Consider the following 12,344-nt stretch of genomic DNA (forward strand, 5'->3'; position numbering starts at 1 on the left):
ATACCGGCATCCCCTTGAGGAGGAACATTGAAGATCAGGCGACTGAGCGCCGCCGTCGCAGTGGCCGCCAGTGGCGCGCTGCTGTTCTCGGCGTGCACCAGCCCGGCGGGCAATGACGACCCGGCGGACGGCGAGTCCACCGCGACCTCGGCTGCGGCCAGCGGTCCGTGCAAGGCCGATCTCGGCGACGTGGAGACCGCTGACGGCGAGATCAAGATGTCGATCGAGGACGAGTTCCTCAGCTACAACGGGCTGACCCCCGAGGCCTACTCCGTGTACAACAGCGCGGTCGTGGACCAGCTGTTCGGCAACTTCTACTACTTCGGCACCGACGGCACGATCTGCACCGACGAGAACTACGGCACCTACGAGGCCATCTCGGAGGACCCGCTGCAGGTCCAGTACACCCTCAACGACGAGGCAGCCTGGTCGGACGGTACGCCGGTCACGTACGCGGACTACATGCTCGACTGGGCGGCCCGGGCGATCACCGAGGACGGCAAGGTCACCGACGACGGCTCCGAGACCCCGCTCTTCAACCACATCGACGGTCTGTCGCTGGGCGACTACGTGCCCGAGGGTCCGCAGGCGGACTCCCCGGACGCCAAGTCCTTCACGTACGACTACGAGCGGGTGTACGCCGACTGGAAGATCCACGCGTACCCGCCGCTCCCCGCGCATGTCGTCGCCGAGCAGGCGGGCGTCTCCACCGAGGAGCTCGTCACCGCCATCCAGGAGCTCGACATGGATGTCCTGAAGGACGCCGCCGAGTTCTGGAACAAGGGCTGGCTGTCCAAGCCGGGCGAGGTCCCGGACCCGGCGATCGCTCCCGTCACCGGCCCGTACGACTTCAAGGCGGACGGCTGGGAGAGCGGTCAGTACATCACCCTCGAGGCGAACTCCGAGTACTGGGGCACGCCGGCCGCCACGAAGGAGCTCACGTTCCGCTTCATCGGTGCCGACGCGCAGATTCAGGCACTGGCCAACGGTGACCTCGACGTCATCCAGCCGAGCGGCCCGACCGTCGACACGACGACGCAGCTCGAGCAGCTCGGCGACGCCGTGAATGTCGACACCAACCAGAACCTGACCTGGGAGCACCTCGACTACAACTTCAACTCCGGCATCTTCGCCGACAGCCTGGAGGCGCGTGAGGCGTTCGCCCACTGCGTGCCGCGCCAGAAGATCGTGGACGACCTGATCAAGCCGATCGCCCCCGAGGCGGTCATCATGAACGCCCGCGAGGTCTTCCCGTTCCAGGACAACTACGAGGACGTCGTCTCCGCGTCCTACGACGGCCGGTACGACGAGGTCGACCTGGACGCCGCCAAGGAGAAGTTCGAGGCCGCCGGCCTCAAGGAGGGCGAGAAGGTTCGCATCGGCTACGCCGCGCCGAACCCCCGTCGTGCCGCCGAGGTCGAGGCCATCAAGTCCTCGTGCGACCAGGTGGGCTTCGAGATCATCGACAGCGCCTCGCCGGACTTCTTCGACAAGGACCTGCCGAACGGTGACTACGAGGTAGCGCTGTTCGCCTGGGCCGGATCGGGCCAGATCGCGTCGGGCGAGAACATCTACTCGACGCCCGGCACGCAGAACTACGGCGGGTACTCGGACGAGACCGTCGACGAGGCGTGGAAGACGCTGTCCTCGTCCACGGACGAGGCGGTGCACGCCGAGCAGCTGCCGATCATCGAGAAGCAGCTGTGGGACACGCTCTACGGCATCCCGCTGTTCGCTCACCCCGGTGTGATCGCCAGCAGCTCGAACCTGGTGAACGTGCACAACTCGGCCGCCCAGACGGGTGTGCTGTGGAACGCCGAGCAGTGGGCGGCGAACACCGCCTCCTGACGCGAGCATGACGTAAGGCCTGCGGGGAAGGGAGCGTGTGTTCCCTTCCCCGCAGGGCTGTCTGCCGCCGTTCAGGAACTTTTCCCAGGCCTCCCTGGGTGAATGGCGGCAGTTTTTATCCGGTGTCCTATAGTGACACGCTGATCGCTTTCCCCAGCAGACGCCGTGCTGCGTCCGCCTCGAAGGGCCAACCCGTGCTCAAGTTCATCCTCCGGCGCATCGGCGCCTCGGCGCTCGTGCTGCTCGGCGCCTCTTTTCTCATGTTCATCCTGACCGTCAACTCGGGTGACCCGCTCCAGGACCTGCGCGAGTCCAACGATCCGAACCGGGACCAGCTCATGGCCGAGCGTACCGAGCGCATGCGCCTCGACGACTCGGACTGGGAGCGGTACTGGGACTGGCTGAGCGGCGTCGGCGGCTGCTTCACCGGCAGCTGCGACCTCGGTGTCACCATCAACGGCATCGACGTGCTCAACCTGACGCAGCAGGCGGCGTCCTCGACCCTGCGGCTCATCACTCTGTCCACGCTGCTCGCCATCGTCGTCGGTGTAGCGCTCGGCATCATGACCGCGATCCGCCAGTACTCCGGCTTCGACTACGCGGTGACGTTCAGCGCCTTCCTCTTCTTCTCGCTGCCGGTGTTCTGGGCGGCGACGCTGCTCAAGGAGTACGCGGCCATCCAGTACAACAACTGGATCGCGGTGGGCCAGTACGCGCCATGGACGATAGTGATAGCCGCGTTGCTCGCAGGATTCCTGCTCCAGGCGGTGCTCGGCGGGTCCGCGAGACGACGGCTCGTCACCGGCGCTGCGACGTTCGGGTTCGTCGCTGTCCTGCTCTTCGCCTTCAACGCGCTCGACTGGTGGCGCAACCCGATGTTCGGCATCGCCGGTGTCCTCGTGGTCTCCGCCGCGGCGGGCGTGCTCGTCACGGCCCTGGTGGCCGGGCTCCGTAACCGGCGAGCGCTCTACGCGGCGCTCACCACCGTCGTCGTCGGCGTGATCGCCTACTGGTTCACCGCGCCGCTCCTGGTCAACGAGCCGTCCTGGCTCCTGCTCATCGGTCTGTTCGTGGTCTCCCTCGTGGTCTCCGTGGCGATCGGCGCCGCCTGGGGCGGCTATGCGCGCAAGGACTCCATGCTGGTCACCGGCATCACCGGTGTCATCACCAGCATCATGGTCGTGGCGGACGTCCTCATGGCGCACTGGAACAGCTTCCTGGGCGTCAAGTCGCGTCCGATCTCGACCATCGGCTCGCAGACGCCGAACTTCAACGGCGAGTTCTGGGAGCGTGTGCTCGACATGGGCACGCAGATCCTGCTGCCGACGATCCTGCTGACCCTGGTGTCCGTCGCCACGCACTCCCGCTACACGCGGTCGTCCATGCTGGAGACGCTGAACCAGGACTACGTGCGCACGGCCCGGTCGAAGGGCCTGTCCGAGCGCGAGGTCATCGTCAAGCACGCGTTCCGCAACGCGCTGATCCCCATCACGACGATCGTCGCGTTCGACTTCGCGGCCCTCATCGGCGGTGCGATCATCACCGAGCAGGTGTTCGGCTGGAAGGGCATGGGTGCCTTGTTCCAGGACGGTCTGCGCGCGGTCGACCCGGCGCCGGTCATGGCGTTCTTCCTCGTCACCGGCATCGCGGCCGTGCTGATGAACCTGCTGGCAGACATCGCGTACGCGGCCCTCGACCCCCGGATCCGGCGCTGAGCGCGGGCGAAGGCAGGAGACACAGACATGAGTGACATCAGGAACAGCAACCCCGGCGGTGAGGACTACGAGCCTCAGGTGTCGGTTTCCAGCACCGATGCGGTCGGCCTGGCGGCCGGCGGCTCGGCAGCCCCGCAGCCCGGCGAGGACAAGTCCTACAGCCAGGGCCAGCTCGTGGCGCGCCGCTTCTTCCGGCACAGGGGCGCGCTCACCGCGATGATCGTGCTCGGCATCGTGATCGTCGTGGCGTTCACATCGATCGGCGTCGGCCCCATCCCCGGCTGGTGGCCCAAGGACTACACGCTCCAGTACGACAAGATCGGCGACGGCGCCCCCACCTGGGAGTACCCGTTCGGCCAGGACACCGGCGGCAAGGACTACTTCGCGCTGGTCATGCGCGGCACCCAGTTCTCGTTGATCATCGCGTTCTCGGTCGGCATCATCTCGACGCTCGTGGGCACCTTGATCGGCGCGCTGGCCGGCTTCTACCGCGGTTGGGTCGAGTCGGTCCTCATGCGCATGACCGACGTCTTCATCGTCATCCCGCTGCTCGCCGTGGCGGCCGTGCTCGGCCGGATGGCCGGCGGCGACGGGATCCTCGGGCTCGCCCTCGTGCTCGGCCTGGTCACCTGGACCAGCCTGGCCCGCCTGGTGCGTGGCGAGGTGCTGTCGCTGCGCGAGCGGGACTTCGTGCTCGCCGCCCGGGCAGTGGGCACCGGTGCGTGGCGCATCATCACCCGGCACGTGCTGCCCAACGCCGTCGGCGTCATCATCGTGTCCGCGACGCTGTCGATCTCCACCGCGATCCTGCTGGAGACCTCGCTCAGCTTCCTCGGGTTCGGCGTGCAGCCGCCTGACACCTCGCTGGGCACCCTGATCTCCGAGTACCAGGCGGCGTTCGCGACGCGGCCGTGGCTGTTCTGGTGGCCCGGCCTGATGATCCTGACGATCGCCCTGTGCGTGAACTTCATCGGCGACGGCCTGCGCGACGCGTTCGACCCCCGCCAGAACCGGAGCAAGGACTGAGCATGACAACTCTCGACATCAGCTCTTCCGGTCCCGTCTCGGCCACCGGCGACGCCGTCCTCTCGTTCGAGGACCTCACCGTCACGTTCAGGACCGAGTTCGGCGACGTGCACGCCGTCAAGGGCATCGACCTGGAGGTGCGTCCCGGCGAGGTCGTGGCGCTCGTGGGTGAGTCCGGCTCGGGCAAGTCCGTCACCTCGATGACGGCGCTCGGCCTGCTGCCCCGCAACGCCCGGGTCAGCGGCACCATCCGTGTCGGCGACAAGGTGGTGGGCGGACTCGACGGCAGGGGCCTGCGCAACATGCGCGGCAACGACGTGGCGATGGTCTTCCAGGAGCCCATGACCGCGCTGAACCCGGTCCTCACGATCGGCGACCAGCTCACCGAGGGCCTCCAGCTGCACGGCATCGCCTTCGGCAAGCAGGCGATGGCGCGGGCCGCGGAGCTGCTCGCCATGGTCGGTATCCCCGAGCCCGAGCGCCGGCTCAAGCAGTACCCGCACGAGCTCTCCGGGGGTCAGCGCCAGCGCGTCGTCATCGCCATGGCGATCGCGTGCGACCCCAAGGTGATCATCGCCGACGAGCCCACCACCGCCCTCGACGTGACGGTGCAGGCCGATATCCTCGACCTGCTCCGCTCGCTCAAGGACAAGCTGGACACCGGCATCCTGCTGATCACGCACAACATGGGTGTGGTGGCGGACATGGCGGACCGTGTCGCCGTCATGCTCAAGGGCGACATCGTGGAGACCGGCACAGCCGACCAGGTGCTGAACCACCCGCGCCACGACTACACGAAGCGACTGCTGGCCGCCGTGCCCCACCTGGGGTCGGGTCCGGGCCAGTTCGGCGACGTCGCCCCCGTGGTCGCGACTCCCGAGGACCTGCCGGCCCTCGACCTGGGCAAGCTCGTCATCGAGTACCACCGGCTCGGCAAGCCGACGTTCCGGGCCGTCGACGACGTGTCGCTGTCCGTGGCGCAGGGCGAGATCGTGGGCCTGGTGGGCGAGTCGGGCTCCGGCAAGTCCACCATCGCCAAGTGCGCCCTCGGTCTCATCCCGGCGGCCTCGGGCTCGGTGTCGATCCTGGGCAACGACCTCACGAAGATGCGCGGCAAGGAGCTCAAGGCCCTGCGCCGGCGCATCGGCGTGGTGTTCCAGGACCCGGCGTCGTCCCTGAACCCGCGCCTGCCGGTCGGCGACGTGATCGCGGAGCCGCTGGTGGTGCACAAGGAGGGCGACGACAAGTCGCGGCGCCGTCGTGTCCTCGAGCTGCTCGACGCCGTCGAGCTGCCCCGCAGCGCGTACAACCGCTACCCGCACGAGCTCTCCGGCGGCCAGCGCCAGCGCGTCAGCATCGCCCGTGCCCTGACGCTCGACCCCGAGCTGCTGGTGGCGGACGAGCCGACGTCGGCCCTGGACGTCTCCGTACAGGCCAACGTGCTGAAGATGTTCACGGCGCTGCAGGAGCGCTACAAGTTCGCGTGCCTCTTCGTGAGCCACGACCTCGCGGTGATCGACCTGCTCGCCCACCGGGTGGTCGTGCTGCAGAACGGCAGGATCGTGGAGCAGGGCCCGCGCGACGAGGTGCTGCACCACCCCCGCGAGGAGTACACCCAGCGCCTCATCGCGGCCGCGCCCGTGCCGGAGCCGCTGGAGCAGCGCCGACGCCGTGAGGCCCGGCACGCCCTGCTGACCCAGCTCGGCGAGGACGTCGCGGAGCTGCACATCGACGAGGACTACGAGCGCCCCGAGCCGAAGCGGGACGAGGGCGGCAACGCCTCCGGCCTGGGTGGCCTGGGAGCCGGCGGCCTCTGAGCCGCCGAGGTAGTCACGTGGCGAGGTAGTCACCCAGGGAGATCTGGGTGACTACCTCGCCGCATGTCTACCTCGCTGGATGACTACCTCGGCGGGATGCGGCTACTCCGCGGCGTCCACCGTGATGCGGACCTCGCCCGGGCTCAGCCGAGTCTCCGCCTCGACCCAGGCGGCCTCGTCGCGGAGCCATACCCGGTCGGCGACATGCACCTCGACGGTCTGCGTGGCCTGGGCGGAGGCGACGGCCCACTGGCCGGTCGCCCACGCGCCGCGCCGCGGGTCGTCCGGCGTGAGCGGCGTCGCGTCGACGGTCACCGTGGACGACGCAGGGTCCTGGCGGTTCGGGTCCGCGGCGCCGGTCGCGGAGGCGAGTCCCAGATCGCGGCCCAGGCGGCCCACGACGACGTCGCGGGCCGCGTCGGGTGCGATCTGGTCGGCGTCGGCGACGGGGGCCAGCTCGCAGGACAGGGACGCGGGGGAGTTGCCGGTGAGCGCGGAGGCCCACGCGCGCGACCGCGTCTCGTGCTGCGCGTACGCGTCGGGGAAGCCCGAGCGCTGGACGGTCTGGGCGGCGTCCGTCACCGCCATGTCCTCATACCCCTCGACCTCGACCAGCACGTCGTAGAACGCGTTGGTCGAGTACACCGGGTCCATGATCTCCTCGACGGTGCCCCAGCCCTGGGACGGCCGCTGCTGGAACAGGCCCACGGAGTCGCGGTCGCCGTAGTCGATGTTGATGAGCTTCGACTCCTGCAGCGCGGTGGCCAGTCCGATCGTCGCGGCCCGCGCGGGCAGGCCGCGGGCGACCGAGGTGCCGACCACGAGCGCCGCGTTGTCCGCCTGGGCGGGCGACAGGTACCAGTCCGAGCCGTCGAGCTCGGCGGTGCATCGTTCCGTGACGGGTCCGGTGCCCGTCAGCCGGTTCAGCCCCACGATGATGCCGATCGTCGCGACGGCGCTCACGGACCCAACGGCCACGACGTACTTGAGCGCGCGTCTCACGGGCCGGCGCGGCGGGGGACCGTCGGCCGGCGGCGGGACCGATGAACCGGCCTCGGCCAGGAGTGCCATGCGAGCTCCCTGATGTCCGTGCTGGTCAGTTGGCGTGCAGGGCCTCGTTGAGCTCGATCCCGACGCCGGTCCGGTCGAGGACCTCGACGGCGCCGTTGGTGGAGTTGCGACGGAACAAGAGGTTGCTGCGGCCCGCGAGATCGCGTGCCTTGACGGTGGCGGTACCGTCACCGGTCGGGTCGACGGCGGCGCCCAGCACGGTGATCTTGGTCCCGGCGGTGACGTACAGGCCGGCCTCGACCACGCAGTCGTCGCCAAGGGGGATGCCGAGACCCGCGTTGGCGCCCAGGAGGCACCGCTCGCCGAGGGACACGACCTCCTTGCCGCCGCCGGACAGGGTGCCCATGATCGAGGCGCCCCCGCCGACGTCGGACCCGTCACCCACGGTGACGCCGGCCGAGATGCGGCCCTCGACCATGGACGAGCCGAGGGTGCCCGCGTTGTAGTTCACGAAGCCCTCGTGCATCACGGTGGTGCCGGGGGCGAGGTGCGCGCCGAGGCGGACCCGGTCGGCGTCGGCGATGCGGACGCCCGACGGGACCAGGTAGTCGACCATGCGCGGGAACTTGTCGACGCCGAACACGGTGACGTGGCCACGAGCCCGCAGGCGCACCCGGGTCTCCTCGAAGCCCTCGACGGCACACGGGCCGGCGCTGGTCCAGACGACGTTGGTCAGCACGCCGAAGATGCCGTCGAGGTTGAGCCCGTGCGGGCGCACGAGGCGGGCCGAGAGCAGGTGGAGCCGCAGGTACGCGTCGGAGGCGTCCTTGGGCGGGTCAGCCAGGTCGATCTGCGTGCTGACCACCTCGAGCCGGACACGGCGTGCCTCGTCGGCGCCCGCGAGCCCCGTGAGGGCCTCGGGCGGCGCGGCGTCGGCGGGCGCCTCGCCGAGGGCGGGCGCCGGGTACCAGGTGTCGAGAGTGGTGCCGTCGTCGGCGATCGTGGCAAGGCCGAAACCCCATGCGGTCGTCATGGCTCCAGCCTAACGGGCCTGGCCAACGCATAGGGTTGCCCCTGTGGACACCGTGATCGACCCCGCCCTGCTCGACCCGTCCGGTGAGGAGTCCGACCTCGTCGCACTCACCCGGGTCATCTGCGACATCCCGTCCGTCAGCGGCGACGAGAAGGCACTTGCCGACGCGATAGAGGTCCTGCTGCGCGGGTGCGCGCACCTGGAGGTACTGCGCGACGGCGACGCCCTGGTCGCCCGCACGAACCTGGGCCGGGACCGCCGCGTCGTCGTGGCCGGGCACATCGACACGGTGCCGATCGCGGACAACCTGCCCACGCGCCTGGTGGGCGCAGGGGACGACGCGGTGCTGTGGGGTCGGGGGACGGTCGACATGCTGGGTGGGGTGGCGGTCGCCCTCGCGCTGGCCGTCGAGCTCGGGGCGCCGGGCAGCGAGCCGGCGCACGACCTCACGTGGATCTTCTACGACCACGAGGAGGTCGACTCGGCCCTGAACGGGCTGGGCCGCCTCGCGCGCAACCACCCGGAGCTGTTGCGGGGCGACTTCGCGATCCTGGGCGAGCCCACCGACGCCGGGATCGAGGGCGGCTGCAACGGCACGATGCGTGTCGAGCTGCGCACCCGCGGCGTCGCCGCGCACTCGGCGCGGGCGTGGACGGGCGAGAACGCGATCCACGCGGTCGCCCCGGCGCTGGCCCGGCTCGCCGCGTACGAGCCGCAGTCGATCGAGGTCGACGGCCTGGTCTATCGCGAGGGCCTCAACGCCGTGCGCATCGAGGGCGGGATCGCGGGCAACGTCATCCCGGACGCGTGCACCGTCGAGGTGAACTACCGCTTCGCGCCGTCGCGCTCCGTCGAGGAGGCCGAGGCCCACCTGCGGGAGGTGTTCGAGGGTTTCGACCTGGTGGTGACCGACGCCGCCGGGGGTGCCCGGCCGGGCCTCGACGACCCGCTGGCCGCCCAGTTCGTGAAGTCGGTGCTCACCACGACCGGGGGCGTTCCGGCGCCGAAGTACGGGTGGACCGACGTCGCCCGGTTCTCGGAGCTGGGGGTGCCGGCGGTGAACTTCGGGCCCGGCGACCCGCTGCTCGCGCACAAGGACGACGAGCATCTTCCGGTCGCTCAGCTCGCGCAGTGCCGTGACGCGCTGCGAGCCTGGCTGCTCGGCGGATAGTTTGGTCGCATGAGCGACGACGGCATACCCCAGTCCGGCCGCGGATACCGCCGCGGCCCGGTGCTGCTCCGCGGGAACCAGGTCCCGCAGACCACCACGGACCAGCGACTTCTGGCATCCGACCAGGAGTCCGACTGGCTGCACAGCGACCCGTGGCGCGTGATGCGCATCCAGAGCGAGTTCGTCGAGGGCTTCGGCGCGCTCGCGGAGCTCGGCCCGGCGGTGTCGGTGTTCGGCTCGGCACGCACCAAGCCGGACCACGAGGACTACCGCGCGGGGGAGACCGTGGGCCGGCTCCTGGTGGAGGCGGGGTACGCCGTCATCACGGGCGGCGGGCCCGGCGTGATGGAGGCCGCGAACAAGGGCGCGGCCGAGGCGGGCGGCACCTCGGTGGGCCTGGGTATCGAGCTGCCCTTCGAACAGGGCGTCAACGAGTTCGTGAATCTCGGCATCAACTTCCGGTACTTCTTCGCGCGAAAGACCATGTTCCTGAAGTACGCCCAGGGATTCATCGTGATGCCCGGGGGATTCGGCACCTTCGACGAGCTCTTCGAGGCAGTCACCCTTGTTCAGACGCACAAGGTGACGCAGTTCCCGCTCGTCCTGGTGGGTAAGGACTACTGGGGCGGGCTCCTGGAGTGGATCCGCTCGACGGCCCTGACGCACGGCACGATCAGCGAGGCCGACCTCGACATCATGTACCTCACCGACGACCCTGCGGAGGCGGTGCACCACGTCGTCGAGCGGGTGCACCAGATCGAGGCGGAGCAGGCCGCCCTGCAGGCGGCGGCAGCCGCGGAGCGCGCCACCGAGGAAGCGGCACTCGAGGGGCCGGGTCTGCCGAGCACCGTGGGCGGCGCGTAGGTGAACGGTTCGGACGTCCCTGGCGCGGCCGTCCCGCGGGCGTCCGCGCCGCTCGTGCTGCGCGGACGCGAGCTGGGGCGCGAGGGGCGGGCGGTGCGCCCGGTCGTGATGGCGGTCCTGAACCGCACCACCGATTCGTTCTACGCCCCTGCCCGCGTGCCCGACGACGCCGCCGCGCTGGCCGCCGCGGAGCGCGCGTTCGCGGACGGCGCGGAGATCCTGGACGTCGGTGGCGTCCGTGCGGGCAACGGGTCGCCCGTGGACGAGGCGGAGGAGATCCGCCGTGTCGTCCCGTTCGTGGCGGCGGTCCGCCGCGCGGTGCCGGACCTGATCGTCTCCGTGGACACCTGGCGTGCGGGCGTGGCCCGTGCGGCGATCGACGCCGGGGCGGACCTCGTCAACGACACCTGGGCCGGGCACGACCCGGCGCTGGTGGAGGTGGCGGGGGCGGCCGGCGTCGGCGTCGTCTGCTCCCACACGGGCGGTGCGACACCACGCACGGACCCGTACCGCGTGGAGTATCCGGGCGGCGGCGACGGTCTGCTGGACGACGTCGTGGCGACCCTCCGGGCCGCCGCGGAGCGTGCGGTGGAGTGCGGGGTGCCGCGCGAGTCGGTGCTCGTCGACCCGACGCACGACTTCGGCAAGAACACCTGGCACTCGCTGCACCTCCTGCGCCGCACCGGCACGCTGGCCGGGCTCGGCTTCCCGCTGCTCATGGCGCTCTCCCGCAAGGACTTCGTGGGGGAGACGCTCGACCTCCCGCCCGAGGACCGGCTCGAGGGAACGCTGGGCGCGACGGCGGTGGCCGCGTGGCTCGGCGCCCGGGTGTTCCGTACGCACGACGTGGCCGCCACACGACGCGTTCTGGACCTGGTGGCGGCGGTCCGGGACGAGGCGCCACCGGCCGTCGCGCTGCGCGGTCTTGCCTGATCCGGCGAAGGGCGACGAATTGGCGCGTGGAAAGTAAGGGGCGCCAATTGAACTAGAATGTGTCTGTGCCCTCGGCGTTCGCCGGGAACATGAATGCTGCTACACACCGGACAACGGAATGGGAGAGCCACACATGGCTGCGATGAAGCCGCGAACGGGTGACGGACCGCTCGAGGTCACCAAGGAGGGGCGCGGCATCGTCATGCGTGTGCCGCTCGAGGGCGGCGGTCGGCTCGTCGTCGAGCTCAACGCGACCGAGGCAAGCGAGCTCGGCGACGCTCTCCAGACCGTGGTCGCCTGAGCCTGAGCTCCACTGCCGGCCGTCCGTCGCGGGGGACCGGCCGTGCGGCAGGTCAGCGACGGACGGCCAGCAGCAGGCCGTCTCCGCTCGGCAGCATGGCAGGCAGCACCCGCTCGTCGCTGCGCAGCGTCCGGCCCACCTCCCGCACGACGGTGGTGAGCTCGTCGCGGCGGGCAGGATCCGCGACCCGGTCCCGCAGCAGCGCGCCGTCCACGGCCAGCACGCCGCCCGGCCGGAGCAGCCGCAGGGCCTCGTTGACGTACTCGGGGTAGCCCAGCGGGTCGCTCGCGACGAGCACCAGGTCGTAGGCGCCGTCCGCGAGCCGGGGCAGCACGTCACCTGGCCGACCGGGGATGATCCGGGTGCGCTGCGGGGCGACGCCGTCCTCGGCGAACGCCATCCGCGCGGCCCTCTGGTGCTCCACCTCCCGGTCGATGGTGGTGAGCTGACCGTCGAGCGGCATACCGCGGAGCAGCCACAGGGCAGCGACCCCCGCACCCGTACCGACCTCCACCACGGCGTGCGCGTTCGTGGCGGCGGCCAGCACCCGCAGCACCGCGCCGACACCGGGCAGCACGGCGGGACAACCCAGCTCCGAGGCGCGCTCGCGGGCGCGCAGCAGCAC

11 protein-coding genes are annotated in these 12,344 nt (G+C 70.4%); 8 read left to right on the top strand and 3 right to left on the bottom strand.

Annotation, left to right across the window (positions count from 1 at the left end; translation table 11 throughout):
* Positions 1-27: 27 nt before the first annotated feature.
* The 4 genes from LUU90_RS21945 to LUU90_RS21960 all read left to right on the top strand — a co-directional run bounded on the left by LUU90_RS21945 (position 28) and on the right by LUU90_RS21960 (position 6,406).
* A complete protein-coding gene (locus LUU90_RS21945) occupies positions 28-1,848 on the top strand; it encodes an ABC transporter substrate-binding protein (protein ID WP_275006085.1) in 1,821 nt (606 codons plus the stop codon).
* Positions 1,849-2,042: 194 nt separating this feature from the next.
* Positions 2,043-3,563, top strand: coding sequence for an ABC transporter permease (locus LUU90_RS21950; RefSeq protein ID WP_275006086.1), 1,521 nt, complete (start codon positions 2,043-2,045; stop codon positions 3,561-3,563).
* Positions 3,564-3,590: 27 nt separating this feature from the next.
* Complete coding sequence (locus tag LUU90_RS21955; protein WP_275006087.1) at positions 3,591-4,589, top strand: ABC transporter permease; 999 nt, start codon at positions 3,591-3,593, stop codon at positions 4,587-4,589.
* A 2-nt stretch (positions 4,590-4,591) separates the two neighbouring features.
* Entirely contained in the window at positions 4,592-6,406 is a 1,815-nt protein-coding gene (locus LUU90_RS21960; RefSeq protein WP_275006088.1) for an ABC transporter ATP-binding protein, read from the top strand.
* Positions 6,407-6,508: 102 nt separating this feature from the next.
* Here LUU90_RS21960 and LUU90_RS21965 read toward each other — a convergent pair whose 3' ends face one another.
* Together LUU90_RS21965 and dapD are read right to left on the bottom strand one after the other, a co-directional pair.
* Positions 6,509-7,477 (bottom strand): hypothetical protein, encoded by a 969-nt coding sequence (locus tag LUU90_RS21965; protein ID WP_275006089.1) that lies wholly within the window; start codon positions 7,475-7,477, stop codon positions 6,509-6,511.
* A 25-nt stretch (positions 7,478-7,502) separates the two neighbouring features.
* Positions 7,503-8,450: a 2,3,4,5-tetrahydropyridine-2,6-dicarboxylate N-succinyltransferase gene (dapD, locus tag LUU90_RS21970; RefSeq protein ID WP_275006090.1), complete on the bottom strand. Its 948-nt coding sequence runs from the start codon at positions 8,448-8,450 to the stop codon at positions 7,503-7,505.
* 43 nt (positions 8,451-8,493) lie between these two features.
* Here dapD and dapE point away from each other — a divergent pair, with 43 nt between their 5' ends.
* From dapE to LUU90_RS21990, 4 genes are all read left to right on the top strand, one after another.
* The gene (gene dapE / locus LUU90_RS21975; RefSeq protein ID WP_425596287.1) at positions 8,494-9,621 is read left to right on the top strand and encodes a succinyl-diaminopimelate desuccinylase; all 1,128 of its coding nucleotides are present in this window, start codon (positions 8,494-8,496) and stop codon (positions 9,619-9,621) included.
* Positions 9,622-9,630: 9 nt separating this feature from the next.
* The gene (locus LUU90_RS21980; RefSeq protein ID WP_275006091.1) at positions 9,631-10,485 is read left to right on the top strand and encodes a TIGR00730 family Rossman fold protein; all 855 of its coding nucleotides are present in this window, start codon (positions 9,631-9,633) and stop codon (positions 10,483-10,485) included.
* Positions 10,486-11,418 carry a dihydropteroate synthase gene (folP, locus tag LUU90_RS21985; RefSeq protein WP_275006092.1) on the top strand — a complete coding sequence of 311 codons (933 nt, stop codon included), beginning with the start codon at positions 10,486-10,488 and terminating at the stop codon, positions 11,416-11,418.
* Positions 11,419-11,551: 133 nt separating this feature from the next.
* Positions 11,552-11,719, top strand: a complete 168-nt coding sequence (locus LUU90_RS21990; RefSeq protein ID WP_119138860.1) for a DUF3117 domain-containing protein — start codon at positions 11,552-11,554, stop codon at positions 11,717-11,719.
* A gap of 52 nt (positions 11,720-11,771) precedes the next feature.
* On the opposite strand, the gene LUU90_RS21995 is transcribed toward LUU90_RS21990, so the two are convergent.
* Complete coding sequence (locus LUU90_RS21995) at positions 11,772-12,344, bottom strand: O-methyltransferase (RefSeq protein WP_342470966.1); 573 nt, start codon at positions 12,342-12,344, stop codon at positions 11,772-11,774.

It is taken from the genome of Promicromonospora iranensis, assembly GCF_028994775.1.
GTDB classification, from domain to species: Bacteria; Actinomycetota; Actinomycetes; order Actinomycetales; family Cellulomonadaceae; genus Promicromonospora; species Promicromonospora iranensis_A.

What these genes read in the sequence shown, in the direction of transcription:
- LUU90_RS21955 (WP_275006087.1), top strand. Translation starts at nt 3,591, where the DNA reads ATGAGTGACATCAGGAACAGCAACCCCGGCGGTGAGGACTACGAGCCT.
- dapD (WP_275006090.1), bottom strand. Translation starts at nt 8,450, where the DNA reads ATGACGACCGCATGGGGTTTCGGCCTTGCCACGATCGCCGACGACGGC.
- LUU90_RS21990 (WP_119138860.1), top strand. Translation starts at nt 11,552, where the DNA reads ATGGCTGCGATGAAGCCGCGAACGGGTGACGGACCGCTCGAGGTCACC.
- LUU90_RS21965 (WP_275006089.1), bottom strand. Translation starts at nt 7,477, where the DNA reads ATGGCACTCCTGGCCGAGGCCGGTTCATCGGTCCCGCCGCCGGCCGAC.
- LUU90_RS21960 (WP_275006088.1), top strand. Translation starts at nt 4,592, where the DNA reads ATGACAACTCTCGACATCAGCTCTTCCGGTCCCGTCTCGGCCACCGGC.
- LUU90_RS21980 (WP_275006091.1), top strand. Translation starts at nt 9,631, where the DNA reads ATGAGCGACGACGGCATACCCCAGTCCGGCCGCGGATACCGCCGCGGC.